At 45.4% G+C, this 21513-nt stretch carries 11 protein-coding genes; all 11 read right to left on the bottom strand.

What is annotated here, in order from left to right; all coding sequences use genetic code 11:
- Nucleotides 1–93: 93 nt before the first annotated feature.
- Nucleotides 94–2445 carry a glycoside hydrolase N-terminal domain-containing protein gene (locus GVK91_RS23945; RefSeq protein ID WP_159731649.1) on the bottom strand — a complete coding sequence of 784 codons (2352 nt, stop codon included), beginning with the start codon at nt 2443–2445 and terminating at the stop codon, nt 94–96.
- Between the two features lie 18 nt (nt 2446–2463).
- On the bottom strand, nt 2464–4437 hold the full coding sequence (locus tag GVK91_RS23950) for a sialate O-acetylesterase (RefSeq protein WP_159731651.1): 1974 nt from the start codon (nt 4435–4437) through the stop codon (nt 2464–2466).
- Nucleotides 4438–4534: 97 nt separating this feature from the next.
- Nucleotides 4535–6733, bottom strand: a complete 2199-nt coding sequence (locus tag GVK91_RS23955) for an alpha-galactosidase (RefSeq protein WP_153845198.1) — start codon at nt 6731–6733, stop codon at nt 4535–4537.
- Between the two features lie 12 nt (nt 6734–6745).
- A complete protein-coding gene (locus GVK91_RS23960) occupies nt 6746–8986 on the bottom strand; it encodes a glycoside hydrolase N-terminal domain-containing protein (protein ID WP_159731653.1) in 2241 nt (746 codons plus the stop codon).
- A 22-nt stretch (nt 8987–9008) separates the two neighbouring features.
- Nucleotides 9009–10604 (bottom strand): solute:sodium symporter family transporter, encoded by a 1596-nt coding sequence (locus GVK91_RS23965; protein WP_159731655.1) that lies wholly within the window; start codon nt 10602–10604, stop codon nt 9009–9011.
- A 17-nt stretch (nt 10605–10621) separates the two neighbouring features.
- Nucleotides 10622–11662: a GntR family transcriptional regulator gene (locus GVK91_RS23970; protein ID WP_153845195.1), complete on the bottom strand. Its 1041-nt coding sequence runs from the start codon at nt 11660–11662 to the stop codon at nt 10622–10624.
- 9 nt (nt 11663–11671) lie between these two features.
- On the bottom strand, nt 11672–13696 hold the full coding sequence (locus tag GVK91_RS23975) for an alpha-galactosidase (RefSeq protein WP_159731657.1): 2025 nt from the start codon (nt 13694–13696) through the stop codon (nt 11672–11674).
- An 11-nt stretch (nt 13697–13707) separates the two neighbouring features.
- Nucleotides 13708–14886, bottom strand: coding sequence for a DUF4998 domain-containing protein (locus GVK91_RS23980; RefSeq protein WP_159731659.1), 1179 nt, complete (start codon nt 14884–14886; stop codon nt 13708–13710).
- 20 nt (nt 14887–14906) lie between these two features.
- Nucleotides 14907–16094, bottom strand: coding sequence for a DUF5000 domain-containing lipoprotein (locus tag GVK91_RS23985; RefSeq protein ID WP_153845192.1), 1188 nt, complete (start codon nt 16092–16094; stop codon nt 14907–14909).
- Nucleotides 16095–16119: 25 nt separating this feature from the next.
- The gene (locus GVK91_RS23990; protein WP_159731661.1) at nt 16120–18045 is read right to left on the bottom strand and encodes a RagB/SusD family nutrient uptake outer membrane protein; all 1926 of its coding nucleotides are present in this window, start codon (nt 18043–18045) and stop codon (nt 16120–16122) included.
- Between the two features lie 13 nt (nt 18046–18058).
- Entirely contained in the window at nt 18059–21250 is a 3192-nt protein-coding gene (locus GVK91_RS23995) for a TonB-dependent receptor (protein ID WP_200845693.1), read from the bottom strand.
- Nucleotides 21251–21513 lie beyond the last annotated feature (263 nt).

The raw sequence follows: 21513 nt of genomic DNA on the forward strand, positions 1-21513 counted from the left end.
TAAGGTGCTTTTATCTTGAAATTTTTGACACAAAACATCCCCTATCATGCAAAAAATTGCATGATCCAATTCGGTTGAGGACGCTATGTTTTGTTATTTTTCTTTTGTACGATAGGCGATCCAGTTATGATCTATACATACGTTAAGTTGTTGCGGTTTGGCTGAATAAATCTGATAGTTCAGTATCTTACCATCTTTCCATTCCATATCTAGCGTGTGATTTCCCTTGATGCGCATGCCCGTGACCCGGCCTTCTTTTTTCCAGGCCTGAGGAACTGCCGGTAGAAGATAAACCGTATCCTGATGGGACTGCACCAGCATCTCAGCAATGCCAGCTGCTCCACCAAAATTACCATCGATCTGAAATGGGGGGCCTGCTGTTAGCAAATTGGCGTAAACACCACCACCGGCGCCATAATTGATATGTGTATCGACACGTGGGGTCATGAGTTGCCGAAATAATTTATAAGCCCGTTCGCCTTCATGCAATCTGGTCCAAAAGAGTAGTTTATGGGCAATGGCCCAACTCGGTCCATCATCCCCCCGCACATCTAAGCTTTTTTTAGCGGCAAGCTGCCAGTCTGGATGTTCGTCATAACGAATCAGATAGCCTGGATACAAACCGTACAGATGCGAGATATGCCGATGCTGCGGATCCACCTCTTCATAATCTTCAATCCATTCCATGATGCGGCCATCTTTGCCTAGCTGCACAGCTGGTGCTAAACGTTTCAGTTGCGCCGCAACCTGCGTTAAAAAAGGATCCGATTGTTTGCCCAATAATCCCGCTGCATGGATGATATTTTCAAATAATTCGCGTACGATTTGATTATCTATCGTTGGCCCCATCGTGACATTTGCCTGCTGCCCATTGGGGAGCTTGAAGGAATTTTCGGGAGATACAGAGGGCGAAGTCAACAGCCAGCCCTTGGTTGGATGTTCGTTCAGGGCACTGGAGTAAAACTGTGCTGCCCCATAGAGAATCGGGTATATCCGCCGTAGATAGTCGATATCTTCGGTATAGAGGTAATGTTCCCAAAGGTTATTGCAGAGCCAGCCCGAGCCCGCATTGGCAATGCCCCAGGAAGCAGACTCTCCGGGTTCGGTATAGCCCCATACATTGGTGATCACATGGGCTACCCAGCCCGGTGCGTTATAATACGCTTTCGCGGTTTTTGCCCCCGGAGCCATAAGGCCTTCCACAAGCCCCACCAAGGGTTCATTGAGTTCGCCCAGATTGGCCGCCCCGAGGTGCCAATGGTTCATCTGCACATTGATATCCAGGTGGTAGTCCCCATTCCAGGGCGTCTGAATCTGATTTGCCCATAAGCCCTGTAAGTTTGGTGGTAGCAAGCCTAAGCGCGTACTGCTGATACTAAGGTAGCGACCATACTGATAGAATAGAGCTGCTAATCCTGGATCCTGATCCGGTTCTTTACCAAAGGCCACCAGACGCTGATCGGTCGGTAAGTCATCTTTCGACTGTCCTAACTGGAGCGACAAACGGTTGAACTTTGCCAAGTAGTTTCGTAAATGTTCGGCATACTGCTGGCTATAGGTTTTTTTCAAAGCCTTTGCTAGCGTTTCAGCTGTGGTACTCTCAAAATCCTTACCTTTAAAATCAGTATCTGTTGCCACGTAAATCAGCACTTCGTCAGCCTGTTGAATAACAATAGATTCTCCTTTTACCAGCTGTTTCCCTCCTTTTATCTGCGCGCGGACACGTGTTTTAAACTGCATTCCTTTACCGTCCACACCATTGTCCAATTGTCCTACCAAAACAAGCTCGCCATCCTCGGTCTTGGCAGTAGCCCTTTCGGGACGGTCAATCTTGATTTCCAGGCTAATCTGTCCTTTTTTGCTACTCTGTAAACGAATAACGCCCAGGTCATCAGCAAAGCTTGTCCAATATTCGCGGCTATACCTGACGCCTTTGAGCTCATAGCTTGTTTTTGCCATCGCTTTATCGAGATCCAATTCCCGGCGATAGTTCTGCACTGCATTGAGATCCGTTTGTCCGTCAAAAGCAAGCATCAGATTGCCGAGCACTTGGTAACAGCCCCATTGCTTGCCGCCCGATCCGGGGCCTTTGCAGATAAAATGCTGGTCTATCAGACGCTGAGCAAGGTCGTTTTTCCCACTTTTGATCAGATTTCGAATACTATCCAAATACCTGCTGGCCTCATAATTATTGGCATCCTGAGGACTTCCCGACCATAGTGTGATATCATTGAGTACAATATGGTCATTCTTCAATCCACCGTCGGGCATCATACCAATTTTTCCATTACCCAGGGGTAAGGTCTCCTCCCATTGTTTTGCCGGCTGCCGATACCAAAGTTTGCCGCCCTGCACTTGCCCAAATAAGTTGCCCGAAAAAAAGAAAACCACAAGCGTGCAAAGTAACTGACCTTTCCGAAGATTTATTTTTGATGATCTATTCATGTGGTTTTAGTTTTTTGTCTAGTCATCAGTTCGGAAGGGAGATCCGGGTATCCCGGCTTCGTTGTATAAAGTCAGGTCCGGGTTATCGGCCCAGCCGTAGCGCACTGCGACGGGCGATGGTACTTCTTTGGCAGATACGATCAGCTTGTTTCCGACCTGTTTGACTTCAGCAGGATAAAAAACCTGATCGGCACCAGCAATTGTGAAACTACCGTTGCGGTTATCCGTTCCTTTCAGCACCAGTTTTTTGCCCATGGGGTTAAAACTAAGTTCCATTTCTGCAGCTTTTGTCGTCCAGTGCTGAAGGACAGGACCCGAATAAGGGATCTTCTTGCCATAGAGCTGCGCTGTTGCGATCCAGCCAAGTCTTCTACCGACATCCTGCTTATTTTTCGGATGAATATCCTGTGCATCGCCGATATCCGTTATAACAGCCATACCTGTATAAGGCAATTTGAGTGTTTGTCGTTGCGCTTCCCGTAATCTCGCCCAGGAAGAAGGCTGCGGTGTTACACTTTTCGCCTTAAAGTTGGCCAGTTGAACAAAATAAAAAGGCATCTTTTCATTGTTCCACTGCTGGCGCCAGTCCTGAATCAATGCGGGCAGCAGTTGCTGATAAGGAGCGTCTTTTGAATCCGCGTTACTTTCACCCTGGTACCAAATGGCGCCTTTTATTTTAAAATCCACAAAAGGCTTAACCATGGCATTGTAAAGCACAGTAGGTCTGTTGGGACCCTCCATCGCATTAGGTTTTGCGGGCAGCTTAGCCAGATCATAACCTACTTTGCATTTCCAGTCTCCAACCAGAGATAGCTGTTCACCATTTGGTCCTTCCAGTCGCGGCTGTTCTGTACCGCCATATATTCCACCATCGCCGGCTCCATCAAATACGCGAACGGCGATATGCAATAGGCTGCCGTTGTTGGCCGTTGCAGGAACAGTATACTTCCGAATCTGGTCGTAACCGACAGTTTCGCCCACTTTTGTACCATTGACATAAGTGATATCGTTGTCATCAATCGCTCCCAAAATCAACTTGAGGGGTTTACCTTGCCAATGTGCCGGTAGTTTAACGTCTTTGCCAAAATAAACGACACCATCCATTCCCGGAAATAGGTTCTTGTCAAAAAAGCTCGGAATAGTAATCGTAGACCAGCTGCTTTTATCCAATTGTGGCGCAAACCACTCGCCCTGCGTTGCTGTCTTCACCTGATCCTGCTGTTCGGCGACGCGATTCCATTCGGCCAGATCTTTCGCATAGATTTCCTGTGCATCCGGACGTTGGATTTTTTCAATGGCCGCCGTATAGGTTGAAAAAGGTGTAAGTGCCTCTCGGCTCATCCAGGCTTCAATGATTGTTCCGCCCCAGGAAGAATGGATCAGGCCAATGGGAATGCCTGTTTTCTCGTAGATCTCGCGTGCAAAAAAATAGGCCGTCGCCGAAAACTCCGGAATACTTTGTGGCGTCACCGGATTCCATCCACCCGACTCGACCTTCACTGCTGTGGTAGGTTGATTGGCCGTTGCTTTTGGGATCTGCAAAATACGAATATTGGGAAAGTTGGCTGCTTTGATTTCCTGCTCAAAGTTATTGATCTTACCCCAGCCCGCCAGGGGCATTTCCATATTTGACTGTCCTGAACAAAACCAGACTTCACCGATCAGAATATTTTTTAGGATCAATTGATCACCATCGTTGATGGTAATTTGGTAGGGTCCACCGTATTTCGGTGTCTCCAGATAGACTTGCCAGGCTCCTTGCTGATCGACCTCAACCTGATAGCTCTTGTTGTTCCAGCTGGTGTTTACGCTAAGTTCCTTGCCGACTGCGGTACTGGTTCCCCAGATCTTGACCTTTTCTTTCTGCTGCAGCACCATATTGTCGCCAATAAAAGCCGGCAACTGTACTTTGGCCTGTAGGGCAGAAAATCCACTGGCAACGCTGAGTAGCAGGGCCAACAAAGTCCGTTTATACTGTTTAGGTTTTATCATGATTTTTGAGTTTGTTGCTCAATTGGGTTTATACATTTGGCGCATCCAAAGTCCCGACTGTTGGAGTCGGAGCTTCGGATATGCCACAGTTATTCTTTTAAAGTGCCGATATTTTTAGTAAAACACTGGTACGGTTGCTATTCAGGTCTGGATTTACGCCAACTTTCATCAGGTAGTCGCCCGAATAAGTTTGTCCCTGACCTAAGCTCGACTTGGTTCCCGGATACAGGTTGATCTCCTCCACCCGGTATTGCTTTTGGGCATCCAGTCCTTTTAAACGAACAGGATCGGTTGTTCCGATACCATAGCGATTATTGACCAGGTAGTTGAAGATGACAGCCTCGGTTTTTTGGCTATTTACATAGCTGAGGGCGGCAAAGTCACCTTCACGTGGATCGGCCAAACGATACTGCTCGCCATGCCAGATTGTTCCTTTTAGCGCGTCGTAATTCTTTACCGCCTGCTGGCAGAATAGCAGATCCTGTTCTTTCAGGTGGCTCACCACAATATCAAAACCCAGTTTGCCCATCATCGCTACATCCGTACGGAATTTGAGGGACTGTTTTCCCCAGTCTGTCACATGGTTTGAGGTGCTGATTGCCGGGAAAAAGTACGAATACTCGTACTGCATAAAAATACGTTCCAAAGGGTCTGTATTGTCCGAAGGCCAAAATTCGGTAAAGTACCGAAGTGCCGCATAGTCCACACGACCACCACCGCCCGAACATAACATCATCGGCACTTTCGGATACTTCAAACGAATGCGCTCCAGCACTTTATAAAGGCCTTCCACATAAGAAACATAGAAAGCACCCTGGTCTTTTAGAAATGCGGAATGCGCATTGTAAATGACCGCATTACAGTCCCATTTGATATAGGCCAATGCCGGATTTTTAGTAAACAGATCGTCCAGAATCTGGAAAACAAAATCCTGCACCTTGGGATTTGTCAGATCCAGGATCAACTGATTACGGAAGTAATGTTCTTCGCGCTGTGGCTGTTTGACGACCCAATCCGGATGTTGCTCGTAGAGTTCGGATTTGGGGCTAACCATTTCGGGTTCTACCCAGATTCCAAATTTAACGCCCTGTTTGGTCGCTTCTTCCACAAGTGTCGCGATACCATTGGGTAGTTTTGTCCGGTTCGGTTGCCAATCTCCTAGACTGGAATGATCGCTGTTACGCGGATATTTATTTCCAAACCAGCCGTCATCCAATAAAAATAGATCTACGCCTAGTTTTTTGGTATCCTGGAGCAAACCTTTTAATTTTTGTTCATTAAAATCAAAGTAGGTCGCCTCCCAATTGTTGAGTAAAGTCAGGCGTTCGCCATTTCCATCCAGCAGTTGATATTTACGGGCCCAATTGTGCAGATTTCGGGAGGCGGTGCCTTTTCCCTTTGTCGACAAGGTATAGATCAATTTGGGTGTTGTAAATTCCTGGTTGCTGGCTAATTTTACATTGGAAGCATAGTTATTTATGCCGGCAATGATACGCAGGTTATTGAGGTAATCCACTTCAAAATCCACCTTAAAATTCCCACTATACCCAAGGCTTGCCATCAGTACTGTCCCTTCATCTTCGGATGCCGCCTTGCCCAGTGACACCATAAAGGAAGGTGGCTGAAATAAATTCGCGCGTGTTCCGAGCTTACTGTCCAGCACCTTAATGCCATGTGTTAACGGAGCCTCGTCCACCTGCATTTCTTTTGCCCAGTCACCATGGTACTGCCGTAGCCAATACGCGTTGGAGCGCAGGGTCAGATTGGCCGAAGCAAATTTTTCCAGCGTGACGGCTTTCTTTTCCTTATTCTGGATCGTTGCCCACTGCTCGATGATATCCTCATTCAAAAACGATTTGTAGTGTAAAACGACGTAAATATCGTATACCGGATCTTTTAGGGTGATATCAAGCTGTTTGACATTGGCATCTAGGTTTTTCACCGCATGCTTTTCATAGCGCAGGTCCAGGGAGCGGTTACCATCGGCATGAACGACACTGATGGCTGGTTCCAATAGGTTTTTCGAACCTGAGGGGGTATACGCCGCATTGGAGAGGCCACTATAATCTGTCAATTGCTTATAACCGCTTGCAATGGTCGAGTACTCTTTAGAATCACTCAATTTTTCACCGTAATAGAGCATTTTCAGTGTTTTCGTGGAATCGTACTCCAGCACTAGGGCATTCGATCTGGTTTCAATAGGAATCTGTTTGGACTGCGCCTGTGCCTCCAGATGGACAAGCCCCTGGGTCATCAAAAGCCCGAGTACAACATGTTTAAAATGATGGGTTGGCATATATAAATAGATTTAGGATTTGTTAACGAACTTGACTATTTTGTTTGCTTTCAATTGAATCTTATAAAGGTATTTACCATTGATTTCCTGCTGTGGGCTTAGACCTGCCAATTGGGAAGGACTTAACACCTGAATCGTTTGATCTTGCGGCGATGAAAGAATAAGCTGCCTAATACTGCTGTTGTTCCATTCCATCTTTTCGATGTGTACATTGCCACGGGCTTTGAGCCCTTTAACTGTTCCGGCCGACCAGCGATCAGGCAGTGCAGGAAGTAATTCCAGCACATCCGTCTGCGACTGCAGCAACATTTCACTCACCGCAGCCACATAACCCAGGTTGCCATCAATCTGAAAGGGTGGATGCGCGCAGAGCAAGTTGGCGTAAACGCCACCGCCATTGTTGTAATCAATACCATCGCCGCCAACGAGGTTAATGAAATTAGTCAGGATTTTATAGGCGTGATTCCCATCCTGCAAGCGGGCCCAAAAAGCCACCTTCCAGGCCATGGACCAACCTGTCGATTCGTCGCCACGCGCGGTCAGCGTAACTCGTGCAGCTTTGGCCAGTTCCGGTGTTTTTAAAACAGAGAATTGTTTACCGGGGTACAGACCAAACAGATGCGAGACATGGCGGTGCTTGTCCTGTGGATCATCACGATCCGTTTCCCACTCCTGCAGCTGTCCCCATTTACCGATTTTGGGTTTGAGCAGCGCATCGCGAAGTGCCGTGATATGCTTACGGTAATCGTCGTCCAACTTTAAAATTGTACTCGCCTGGATGTAGTTGTTAAAGAGATCGTAAATAATCTGGTGGTCGTAGCTCACGGCATCCTCTGTGGGTCCATGTTCCGGCGACCAGCCCTTTGGCGCCACCACAGTTCCGTCTGGTCGTCGAACCAGACGATCATCCCAAAACTCACTTATTTCTTTTAAAATCGGATACGCAAATTCGCGTAGGTATTTCTCGTCCCTGTTAAACGCATAATGCTCCCAAAGTGCCTGAGCATACCAGGCACTTCCGGGCGTGTTCCAAAGGAAGCTCTCCCCACCGAAGATATTATTTTCGGTCTTTACGGTCCAGCCTCTTACGCCCGGAAATTCCTTCTGTGTATTTATTTTTTTCACCTCACGCATGCTATTGATATAATCGAGGTAAGGCCAGGCCGATTCACGCAGATTAGCGACTTCTGCAGGCCAATAGTTCATCTGTACATTGATATTGGAATGGTAATCTGAGCGCCATGGTGGATTGTTACTGTTGTTCCAGAGCCCCTGCAGATTTGCAGGCAAACCGCCTTTCCGTGAGGAACTGATCAGCAGATAACGTCCATATTGGTATACCAAAGCTTCCAGAGCCGGGATCGGCTGTTTTTTATAGGCTTCCAACAGCGCTTTTGTTGTTTGCTTGGCGTCCAGCTGGCTATGGTCGAGATCAAGCTCCACGCGGTTGAACAGCGCTGTATAATCTGCAACGTGCCGTGCCAGGAGCTTATTTACGCCATATTTTTCCGCTTGCTGCAGATAACGTTCATTGACCTTCATCGGTTCTTCGGCCGACTTCCATTTGGTCGCCCGTGTATTGGCGTAATCTGTTGCGGCACTCAGCAGCAGAACAATTCGATCGGCAGATTTTACGTTAAGGACAGCCTGTCCTTTTTCATCTGTCGTTTTGGAAAGTGAACCACCTACGACCTGTACGCGTACCTGTGCGGCATACCGCATACCATTGTCGAGCGTTCCCTGAAACCACAGATGACCATCTTCTACCTGCACCGCCTGCCCATGTGCATCCTGAAGTGCGATCTGGGCATTGAGTTTCCCTTTTTTACTGTTCGCATACTCAAATACCATGACCTGATCGGGCTGACTCGCAAAATACCGACGGTTGATTTGCTGTCCATCCTGCTGATAAGCTATTTCATGCAGCCCTTTATCCAAATTCAATTTCCGGCTATAGGCGGTAAAGGATTTATTAACGTCGGAGTCAAAGCGAACAAAAAGATCACCAAAAGCCTGATAGGCACCTGTTTCCTGTTCATCACCTGTCCATAGGCTATTTTCATTAAATTGAATATGTTCCTGATTTACGCCCGCGAAGATCATGGCGCCAATTCGTCCATTTCCGATGGGGTATGCTTCAGTCATCCAGTCCGTTGCGGGCTTATTATCCAAGAGGTAATAGCGTTGTGCCTGGGAAGTGCCAAAACAAATGATCAAGAGTGTTAAGAGAACGTATTTTATTTTTGTGTGCATCAACATAGCGGTTTATACAATTTTATTGGGCAATGCCCAAGGGTGAAAAAACAAGGTATATGACAATCATCAGGACAATCAAAATTGCGCCCACACCATAGCGGCCTTTCCAATAAGCTTCTTTATCCTGGCCCGAAAACTCAAATTGATACTCCGATAGATAGTTTGGCTGGCTCAGTTTACTTCCCCCCCAGATAACCAGTGCCACAGCGATAAACAACAGCGCGAACAGGTGCAGATAGTGTAGCTCTGTTTTCCAGACAAACACCAGAAAAAAATAACTGAACATGTATAAAAACAATCCAATCTGTGCCATGCGCGGTGTCACACGGCGGGATAAAATCCCCAAGATCATAATCGTGAAAATGGGCATATTAAATAAGCCCGATACGGTCTGCAAATAGGTATAAAATCCATCGTGGGCAAAAAGGATAAAAGGGGCAATAAACATCGCTGAAATTGAAATAATCAATTCGAACAATTTCCCTTTTCGTACCAATTCCTTTTCACTGTATGGCCTCTTTTTATAAGCCAGATAGGGTTTGTAAATATTAAAAATAAATAAACTGCCACAGCTCTGCAGCCCTGCGGTATATGTTGTCATCGCAGCGCCAAAGACCAAGGCCAAGGAAAAACCGATCAGGATATCGGGAAAAATTAAAACGATAAGTTTCGGAAAAACAGAAGCCGTAGGCTGTACATGCGGCAACAGATGCACAGCCAAAAGTCCCGGCAGATTGATCAGCAAGGGCATAAGGAGCTTACCTCCCGCAGCCAAAGTCATCCCTTTTTGTGCCTCCTTTAAATTCTTAGCACTCAGGGCCTGCTGTGCAATATAGGGTTCCATCCCCCAGTAATAGAAATTGATCAGCAGCATTCCGGTAAATAAGGTCGAAAATGGGACCGCATCATGCTTTCCGCCGACAGCATTGAGGTGCTCTTTTTTTTCATGCAGTAACTGCGCTAGACCAGACCAGACATCGCCACCTCCAAGGTGCCAGAGCGCAAAGACAGGAATGAGCACAGCAAGTAAAAACAGACATAAGCCTAAGCTTAAATCCGATAAGGAGATCAGCTTGAGACCTCCCAAAATACTATATAAACTACCTATCACGCCTAAAGCCCATACCAGCAACCAGATGCTCTGCCAATAGGTAATATGCAATAACGCCGGGACATCAAACATGGTCGCAAGGCTCAATGCTCCACCATACAATACAGGAGGCAGCAAATTGACAATATATCCAATCAAGATGAGGATAGAAACCAGCATTTTTGTTTTGGTGTCAAATCGCAGTGCCAAGAAATCCGGAACCGTCCGAAAGCCATGCTTAAAATAAATAGGTAGCAGAAATTCCGATACCAAAAGCATGGCAACAACGGAACTAATGCCCCAGCCGATAACTGAAAGATTATTGATATAAACCGATTCGTTTTCACCTATAAACTGGTTGGCGCTCAAGTTTGTCAACAGCAAGGCTGAACCAACCATCCAAAAGCTATTGCTCTTTCCAGCTAAAAAGAAACCGTTGAGCGTCGTGGAATAGGTGGTCTTAAATTTCCATAAAGACCATAACGCAACCAAACCGGTAAAAAGACAAAAACTAAAAATTATCATCGTAAAACTTTCTTTTTTTATACAGAGCCGCGATCTGCCAATGTTGTCGGCACCACTTCCCGGATCAATGTTCTTTCGAGCACAAACTTGGCTGCTTCGGCCCCAATCCGTGCAAAACTTGTCGAAAAGGTGGTAATACCACCGCTGATAATCTCTTTAATAACATCATCATTATGCGATAAAATCCCCAGATCCTCACCCAAAGTCCAACCCTTTTGCAGCACCTCTTTTAACATCTGGTAGAGCTCCGGATTATGAATGGTAAAATACAGTTTCCCCTTTTTTAGATCACCTACATGGTATTGCTTTTCGATATGCCCTTTTACCTTATAGTCTTTCAAAAAGCGCAAGAACGCATCTTTGATTTCATTGGGTTCGGCTGTATTTTCCCTAAAATAGAAGATCACTTCTTTATACTTTTTGATCTTTGGATAAAGCTCCTGAAACACGGCATAGGTGGCTGCTTCAAATTCCTGAGAAACATAAGAATATTCCGCACCCAAATCCATCAGACGGTCGATAATCAATAGTTTTGACACAGGAATATTTCGCAATAAACGCTCAGAATCGGCATTTTCAATCGGAGCGACAATATATACCGTATAGCGTCCCTGAATACGATTGAAGATATCTTCAAAGGTTTCCATATTGTTGTGATGGAAAAAAAGATCGACCGTCACTTCCTCCGGAAGATTGGCCCGCAATTCGGATACCAAGGTATCCTGAAAAGTATCGTAAGCATATAACAAGACGGCAACTTTCTGTTTCAACTGCGTGTTATTACTGACTACAAAATATCCTTTTCTATTTTTGGATTCCACGACTCCATGGGCAATCAGATCGCGGTAAGCCTTAGCGAAGGTTTCGCGTGCATAACCCAGGTATTGGATCAAGTTATTGACAGAAGGTAAACTGGCATGTACCTCCAGTTCATTGGCATCAATGGCATCCAACACGCCCTGCACAATACATTCATGTTTAGAGAGTGTATTCAATGCCTCCAGGCGTTTGATCCGATCGATCAATACTTTAAAATTTTCTTCTTTGCTTATCTTCATATGTTGTGATTAAAACAGGGCAATCTTAAATAATTTTGCACCTGCCTGCTCAAAGGCAATGGATTTCTCAGCGACAAATTCCTGCGCTGTTTTTTCAAACAGTTCCACCGCCTTATAGGTTGTATTTGGCGCTAGGCCAATCTGTTTAAAATCTATGTTTATTGCTGCCGGGGCTGTATTGAAATTAAATACGGCCACATACAGCGTTGTTCCAATCTTTTTGTAATAATACGTATTTGCGGCTTTTCCTTCTACAAATCCTGCCGGACGGAAGCTTTTACCGTCGGCTATAATTTTTAGAATTTCGGGATCCTGCAGATATTGATTCATCTTAGGCTGCCAGTTTTCTTTTTTCGACAGGTCATCACCAAGGATAATGGTCCCCGTTACCACACCGGAAAGCAATCTTGCCTTATTGACTTCAGGACTTTCATCGTGAAAGACCAGGTGGTCGGCATCGATAAAATCGTAGAGATAGGTCTGCCACCAACCGTAGCTGACACTATTTAAGGTATACTGTGTTTGGTCGATCGTCTTCCAGGCATCGCAGGCTATTCTGCGCATGTGTGCAAATTGGGCTGTTGCCAAGGATGGCGAAATTGCTGCGTAGATCAACATTTTACCCTGCAGCACGTCGACGAGATGTTTCATCCCCACAGCATAAGCCTGCATACCTGTCTGAATTTTCTTATCGTAAAAACCTGTGGATTCGATTGCCGCGTGAGAGAGGAAATCGACCTTGATCATTCGGAAGCCACAGTCGACCAATTTGCCCAGGATCACATCCATACGGGCCAACGTACCGGGATGTGTCGGGTCAAGAGCCCGACCACCATCTAAATTGTGGTAGCCTTTTTGGGTTTTGGTCCAAAGCTGGCCAAAGGTAAACTGGCTTCCCTCCGCCTTGCGGTCGGGACCACTTCCATGCCCCCAGTCTGTAAAAGGGGCCCAATACACACCGGGCTTGAGGCCCAAAGAATCACAATAGCGAACAAATTGCTTCAGCTGCGTGTAGTCACCTGACATACCTCCGGGCGTCATATTATCCCAGAAAGAGTCAAGATCTATAAAAGCCTCGCCATCTGCGTTCCGGAAATAAGGAATATCTTTTGCGAAATAGTCTGCTGTGCCTGTGGCATTCTGAAAATTAAGTTTTTCCTGTATCACGCCCCAGCTGTTCCAGCCGACAGGTGTGGCTCCTTGCCAAGATTTCACATAGGCCGGCGATAGCTTCCGGTGGATTTTAGCATAGTTTTCGAGCCCAATGCGCCAATCCTTGTCGTAAGACACGAGGTATTTTGGAGAGTGAATGACATCCCCCTTCACCGTCCCGTGCGCCATGGAATCACGTGTGATAGTTACATCTGTAAATCCCGCCTGTACTGCCAGGTGGCTATATTGCCCCTGATCTCCTTCGATCGCGATACCCGATTTCCAGACGGATTGATCCAATGAACCAATCAACAGACCGTTTCCGCTGTCCTTATCGTATACAACGCCGACCTCGGCGCTGCGCTTACTATTCATTGCAAGGACATTGTTTTCATACGAAATAAACGTATCGTTATCAAAAGGAACAGCCAGCTGGTACAAGGATTTTCCCAAGCCGGCAATTGAAGCATTTGACCAGATCGGCACAAGTTCATTACTGGCTATATTTTTACCCCTAACTTCCAGTTCAAGGATGACACCATCTATTGTGTCGTAGAAATAAAAATGCTGCAGCAATGTGATGCCCTGTTGGGTTTTAACAGAAATGGTATACTGTATACCTTTGCCCAAATTGTCCTGAATAGGCTTTTCTGTGACGCTGCGGGTTCCTTTCAGTTTATCTGTACTAATTTTCTGTCCATTAGCAAGTGCCACATAGGCACTTGCTTGTTGGATATAGGCGACTTGATCTTTACTTAGTGAATATGTTCCATCTTGTTTGTTATAGGTCAACGTTAGGCCATTTTTCTTGACCTGAAAAGGCTGCGCGTATAACATGAAGGTACATAGCATAAAACTTAGCGCGAAAATAACTGTCTTCATTCTGCTTGATATTATTGTAAATTGATTTGAAAAGCGTTGATCTTCATGTAATGGTCAGGTTGAAAATTGACCAGCATTCCCATATTGACAGTAACCTTTTCTTTGATTTCAAAATAAACACCATCTGATTTAACATCAGCATGGGCCATTGCCTGTTGAATCTGCTCAAGATCTGGAATTCCACTGTTTGCTTTGCTAACAACCAGTTTTGCTGGTGGTTGATCATAATTTGTCCAGGATAAGTTACAAAAAAAACGATACTTACCGGGTAATAAGGTTACTTTTTGCTCTATTTTACCATTTATGATAGCCGGAGCTCCCCAGCCTGCTTCAATGTTGACCACGCCGCCATCGTCCGATCCAAAACCACCGTAACCGTTATGGTTTTTCATGGCGGCGTTTGTCATCCAGTTGTCCAAAACTCCCCAGCGATTACCGTCATAGACCGTCGCTGTAAATGGTGTTTTATAATTCTGGAGGTACCAAGGTGTGATATTGTCTTTTTTCACAGCCAATTTGGTCGATTTGACCATAAAGGTATCGATGGCCGAACTATCGGGTCTGAACACGGTACGATAGGAAACTTCGGCACCAGGAAGATAGCGTTGAAGGCCAATCTTTTCATCCTGATTTTTAGTACGCACCACGGTATCTGTGGTACCACCATCCCAATTTCTATACGCGATACGCAGTCCATCAAAGCCCATGGTTTCCGATACATTTTGCAAACCCAATTGCAGTTGCTGTCCAGCAATAAAATTCTGTTCGAGTACCACACGTTGGTAAAGTCCTTCGCGATAACGATCGCCATATACGTTCCCCACCACATAGGTCGGAACAGAAAAGCGTCCTGCGGCATCCACACTACGAATTTCTAAATTCATAGGCCCTTCAGGCAGTTTATCGATTAAGTAACGTACGGTATCCACCTTACCCGTCAGTTTGACCGGTATCTTCATCGAATCCTGCTTACTGTTCCAATAGATCCGTAGCTCAGACACACCCGAGGAAGCTCTATAAACACCTTCTACTTGTATACGGTATTTTCCCGAACGAACTCTAATCGAGTCGAGCTTTGCCGGGTAGATAATTGCTTTCCCGTCTGTGTGCTCGGTAAACTCGTCCATTTTGGAACAGGCCGCCAACAGCGCCACGATAAACAAGGACAGCAATACGATATATCTTTTCATAACTTTGCTTTTTAAATTGATTAATAAACGCCCCACACCTGAATCTGGTTAATCTGCATAAAATAACTACCCCGCCAATTGCGCAGATTGCGAATGCGCAGGTATTTGTATTTCGGAGCATCTTCCGGTAGATCAAATGACCAGCCAGAGGTACCATACACTTCGTCTGCATTGGTATTTGTTCCCGACGGTGTTCCCGATGGTTTACGTACCGTGCAGGTAGCCAATTTGGTCCAGGACTCCCAAGAGCCATCCAAATTCGGCGTATTGCTTCCCCAGATCTCAAAATCACGTAAATTGCCCTTATCGTAGAAGCCGTTTTCCCGTCTTGGAAAGATCACCACGCGGCTTAGTTTTGCTTCTCTACCGATCGAGAAAGTGACCGATTGCGGTACCCCTGCATTCTCTACCGTATAAAAGCTTGGCCATTTGCCCGTATTGAGATTGCCATCCCATAGATTATCCATAGAACCGTAGAGGATTTGCGCATCTCCGGGCAAGCGTAATGGCGTAAACAATTGCCGGTTAAACAGATTTTCCTCCAATGGCGTAATCGAAGTGTACAGTGTATCGGATTTATTTAACCAGCGATCACGGACATAAAATGCGAACTTCATTTCTTTGGATTTCAATCCACGGACATTATATAGGATGATAGAATCCTGTCCATAGTAATTGTCCAAGGGCAGGTACTCCCCATTGTTGAGCGAGTCTACCATCGGTACGATCACAACATTTCCTTTTTCCTTATTGGTCGAGGTAATGCGGATACCGCCAAAGGCAGCCGTTACTTTCATCTCCCCAAACACCAGATTAAAGATCGGCGTCTTGGGCTCAACAATCACATCTACGGGATCCGACACAACCTCAGCCTTGCTTACCGCGTATAGTTTAACGGTTTGCGGCTTGGTATCGGGGAATCCATCAATTAAGATTTCATTGGTGTACGTCGATGATTTGACAACACGGGTGGCGCCACTCGCCATCACGTATTCGGCTTTGACATAAAGTATGTTGTCATTCTCCGGAAGGCTATAATGTATGGTTGCCTGTCCATAACCGTTCACGACGGAGGGATGCTGTACCAGTCCCGGTTTGGTCTGGTCGTCCTCCATTAAAGTCCAGCCTTTTTCCTCTTTACAGCCGAGCAGCAGAAACAGCAAACCAGCCATGACATAGATACTATTGCGATATATTCGTTTTTTCATGATTTTCTTCAATTTAATACGCTAATTACCAGCCTGGATTTTGTACCAAATTCGGGTTGACCAACAGATCGCTTTCTTTAATCGGCCAAAAATAGTCCCTTGGTGCCACGAATCGTTGTTGATAGAAGGTCTGTTCCTGATAGAAAAGCTCCGGATGGTCCTTATCCTGATTGCGATCCCAGCCCGTGATATTTTTGTTGAGTTCCTGCGCGGCAAGCTTCCAGCGTCTCAAATCCCAAAAGCGGGAACCTTCAAAGCTCATCTCAATATTACGTTCACGTTGTATGATAGCACGGAGTCCTTCTTTTGTCGTTGGTTTAGCGCTATTAAAAGCATACTTTGCCCAGGATTCTTTCACCCCTTCCAGACCAGCGCGCTTGCGAATTTTATCGAGATAGAGGAATACATCGGCTGTCGGTCCTTCACTTTCGTTCAACGCCTCGGCATACATCAGATACAGGTCGGCAAGCCGTAGCATAGGCCATGGATATTCTTCGATATGCGAGCTGTTTCCATCCTTAAAGGCAAATTTCCAATTGACCAGTTTCTTTGGGTAATAGGTTGTGATCGGCACGGAAACACCACTGCCAAATAAGCCTAAACGAAGCTGTGTTGTCCAGGTATTTTCGTCTGTCTGACTTGGGCTATTTTCCATGTACCAAACCCCACCGTCAAAGCCCACATTGGCGTAGAAACGATTTTCACGGTCAAAATGCAAACGCGCTGTTCGGTAATTTTCGATATTGTTGAAGCGTTCGTCATGCGTTCCAGTACGCAATTGATTTTTATTGCTAAAATCAAGGGTTTTGTCTTCATCCATCGGCACCCCGTTTTTCGTATAAAACTGTTCAATGATTTTAATTGTCGGGGCCAAGGTACCGTTGACGCTGTTGTTGCCGGCATTATTCGGATCGATATGCGCCATGGACGAGTACTGCAACTGCCATGTCCGCGAATTCGAATTCCCCCAGATGATCTCGCGGTTCCATTTTTCCGTCACAGCGTTACGAATGCTCATCTGAATCATTGTGGTATTGGACAGTGGACGTACCGGTGTTGGAAATTCGTATAGATTCATACCCAGCTCCTCACAGGCAGCAATAGCTTCTTTTGCAGCCTGCGCTGCTTTACGCCATTTCTCGGCTTGGAAGCTCTGATTAAAAAATAAGGTGCCGTCCACATTTTTGAAGGTTGCATAATCCGTATTACCATTGAATAACGGGCTCGCTGCATATAATAGGACTTTCGCCTTGATGCCTAAGGCAATCGGTTTTGTGATATGCCCCAGATCAGTTACTGGCGACTGCACCGCACTTGGCAGCTTACTTGCGGCCTCATCCAGTAGCTTCACGATATAATCCGCTACTTGGTCAATCGGCTGACGCTTTACCTGCGTATCCTCAATTGGTGCTGTGACAGGTACGTTGACATCCATAATGGGAATAGGGCCATAGTGACGCATCAGCATAAAGTGGTAATACGCTTTTAAAAACAGGACTTCACCCTCCCAGGTGGTACGTTCATCTTGCGTCATATCACGTACCTTTTCGGGATTTTGAATGTTTTCCAAAAAGATATTACAGTCGCGAATGGCATTGAACATCGACCGTTCGCGAACATTATTGATTATATGTCCGTCCCAATAGTTGACATAAGGATCGGTGACACTTTGATTGCCACGGGCGATGTTCCAGTTTGTCCCGTTGATACTCCGCGTTGGGTAATCCAGCCAGAGCTCATCTCCTGCCATAAAAGCAGGATTTATAGTCGGTTCACCATCATTGGGCAAATAAGAATAACAGGTTGCCAAATATTTGATCGCTTCGCTACGCATGGTAAAGGCATTATCTATTGTGGGGGCATTGTCGGGTACGACATCCAAATAGTTGCAGGATTGAAAAAACAATAGACCTGATACCACCATCGATTTAAATACAGTTAACTTTTTCATGATACATTGTTTTTTATAATCCTACATTGATTCCGATATTATATACCGCCTGAACCGGGTACCCCAAACCATCACCGCCCATTTCAGGATCCCACATTTTAAATTTGCTCCATACAGCAAGATTCAGGGCATTGGTATAAATGCGGATATTGGACATCTTCCAGCGATCCAGGATCTTCTTTGGTACCGTATAGCCCAATTCAACAGATTTTAGGCGAAGGAAGGCACCATTGCGCATCCACCAGGTCGAGAATTGATTATTGTTGTTATTGAATCCGTCGGTCAATCGTGGCCAAAATGCACGGATATCCTGATTATCTTCCGACCAGTGACTATCGGCCACCTGTTTTAACAGTCCATTTTGATAGGGGCCATTGATGGCGAAAGGCGTGATATTTCCGGGATTAATAAAAAACGATGAACGTGCAGAGCCCTGTAGGAAAGCACTGACATCAAATCCTTTGAAACCGACGGTGAATCCCATACCGTAGATAATTTCAGGATCCGTTGGAAAACCGATGGGCACTTTATCCAGATCAGTTATTTTGCCATCACCGTTAATGTCACGGTATTTGATATCACCGCCCATTGTTTTCAATGCTCCACCAAAATTTTGCAATGGCGAATTATCGGCTTCAATATCATCTACAAATAAGCGTTCGGCGATCAAACCATATTGTTGTTTAATCGGATAACCTAAATGTGTCAGGTAAGATAAATTTGCCGGATAGTTTGGCTCTTCGTTGGTCAACAAGCGATTGGTCGCATAGGTCATATTACCGCGCAACTGCGTCCACCAGGTATTTGCAAAGGATTTGTTGTAATCCAAAGCCAGGTCAAATCCCTTGCTTTCCGCTTTGCCCATATTGGATTGAATATCGGCCTGAAAACCTGCAGTCGTCGGAATCGTTGAGCGTACCATTAAGATATCACTTCGCTTGGAGTTGTAGTAGTCAAAGACAACACCCAATCCATTTTTAAGATTCAGATCAAAACCTGCATCAAATGTTTTGGCACGCTCCCAGGTAATATTGGGATTGGCGTAACGCGAGATGGAATAACCCGGTCGGGTATAATCCCAAAGATTTCCCCAGGAAAAGCCTTTTCCATTATCATTTGGATTAACCTGCGATAAATAGAAAAAGCGGTCGCGGTCGTTACCGATCTGGTCGTTACCCACCAAACCGTAGGTTGCCCGTAGTTTTAAACGAGATACCACCGGTGTCATAAATTCAAACATCGGCTCTTCCTGGAGGTTCCAGCCTACCCCAAAAGAGGGGAAAAAGCCAAATCGTTTATCTTTAGAAAAGCGCTCGGAACCGTTGTAACCAAAGTTTGCTTCGAAAAGGTATTTATTTTTATAAGCATACGTTGCGCGTCCAGACACACCAATGTTACGTGCTGGCAGAGAGGCCTGTAAATTGCCCCCGTTTGCTGTCTGATAATTGCGCATGATACCGATGAGCATACCCGTGATGTCGTGATCCTTTCCAATGGTTCGGTTATAATTGACCGCAAATTCGCCATAGGTCGTTGTATTCTGTATCCTATCGCCTTGACTGTAGTCCAGGTATTCCGTTCCCTGGTTTTCATTCAGCAAGCTCAATACCGTATTGTTTGTACCCGGTATTTTCAGCAGATTATAGTAGAAGGGCTCAAAGCTTCTGCGTACTGAAAAATACGAGTACCGTTGTGTATAAGCCATCAAACGGGCCGACAAGCCTTTTGTGATAAAATCAAAGTTCTGTTTCAGCTCCAATTGTACATTGACGGTTGAACTATTGTATTCCTGAAAACCGTTGACCATCTTGGCATAAGGGTTATTGTACAAAGTCTTTGTCGTCGGTATAAAGCTATTTCCGAAGAGCGGATGGGTTGTAAACGGTGCGTAAGAAGCTGGATAGACTGCCGGGAACATCACCGGATTGGACCAGATGGCCTCTTTGAATACCCGTTGCCCCCCATTGATCAAATTACCCCAATCATCATAACCACCGATGGGTCCCTTATAATCGTCAAACTGTGCCGATGTACGGATAATTCCTATGGTCGTCGGGGTTACATTTAAAGTGATATTGGAACGTATCGAATAATTTTTGAGGTTAATGTTATTGTCAAAATTATTGCCGCTTTCTGATTTCAAAATTCCCCTGTCATTGTTGAAAGTACCCGCGACATAATATTGCGCCAGGTTTCCCCCGCCAGTTACGTTGAAATTGAAACGCTGGTTGTTTGTATAATCTTTAATCAATTGATCGATCCAGTTATTATTTGGATAAAGTAGCGGATCGTCGCCCCTTGCGGTATGATCGATTTTATTTTGGTCATAAGGCAAAGCCCCTTTGGGATTACGCGTCAATACCGCTTCATTTGCCAGGTTCATGTAGGTAATGTTATCGGCAAATTGGAAATTTCGTGTATTGGTAGAAATTGAGTTTTCGAAACGCGCATTAAATTTTGCTTTTCCCACGATACCACTTTTGGTATTCACCAGAACCACACCATTTGCACCTCTGGCACCATACAATGCAGAGGCGGCCGCATCTTTCAGTACCGAAAAACCAGCAATATCATCGGGCTGTAGCCGCGCTAAAGCTGTTGTATTCGATTCCATCCCATCGATCAGAATCAAGGGATCTTTTTTTCCGGCACCAAAGGTCCCGACACCACGAATAAAGAACGAGGCATTATCATTTCCGGGTTCACCACTGCGCTGATACGCAATTAAACCCGCTACCCGACCTGCCAGCATGGTGGTCAGATTGGAGGTAGGGCCTTTAATTTCTTTTGGATTGATCGAGGTGATCGAAGCGACCATACTCGTTTTCTTCTGTGTGCCATAAGCGACGACAGTTACTTCATCCAGGTTTGAACTTGATGAAGACAGAAAGATGGTCATCCGGTTGGTACTGGTGACCTGAACAGTTTTTCGGTCGAATCCGACCGAAGTCAGGACAAGCTGATCGTTGAGGTGTACATCTTTGATCAGGAACTGCCCCTGTGCATCCGTTGATACAGCAGCGCTTTTTCCCACAAAAGCGATTGTAACATTGGAAATGGGTAAATGTCCGACACTATCTAATACAACTCCTCTTAATTCAAATGATTTGGACTGTGCGTTCACAAAGCCCGTTAGCAGAAGAAAGAGGAAGACAAGACTACATCGCTGCCATTTACAGATTCGGTAATACATGTGGTAGATCATAAATTGGTCTTCTTATAGATTGGTTATTAGTTTATAGTATAGTGGCTAGTAATCTATACTATTCTATACTACTTTACAATAGTAAAAACATTTTCTGACATGGGCAAATATTTTTTTCAATAATAGGTTCAGGCTGTGTGTCATAACTAGGCTAGCGAGCCACTATTTACCACGAGGAAATAAGGGAAAAATAAAGCGGGATGTACAATCATGGCTGATTATACATCCCGCTTAGTAAATAATTTAAAAAATTTTGATCACAA

The sequence above is a fragment of the Sphingobacterium sp. 18053 genome, from assembly GCF_902706145.1.
Taxonomy (GTDB): Bacteria; Bacteroidota; Bacteroidia; order Sphingobacteriales; family Sphingobacteriaceae; genus Sphingobacterium; species Sphingobacterium paramultivorum.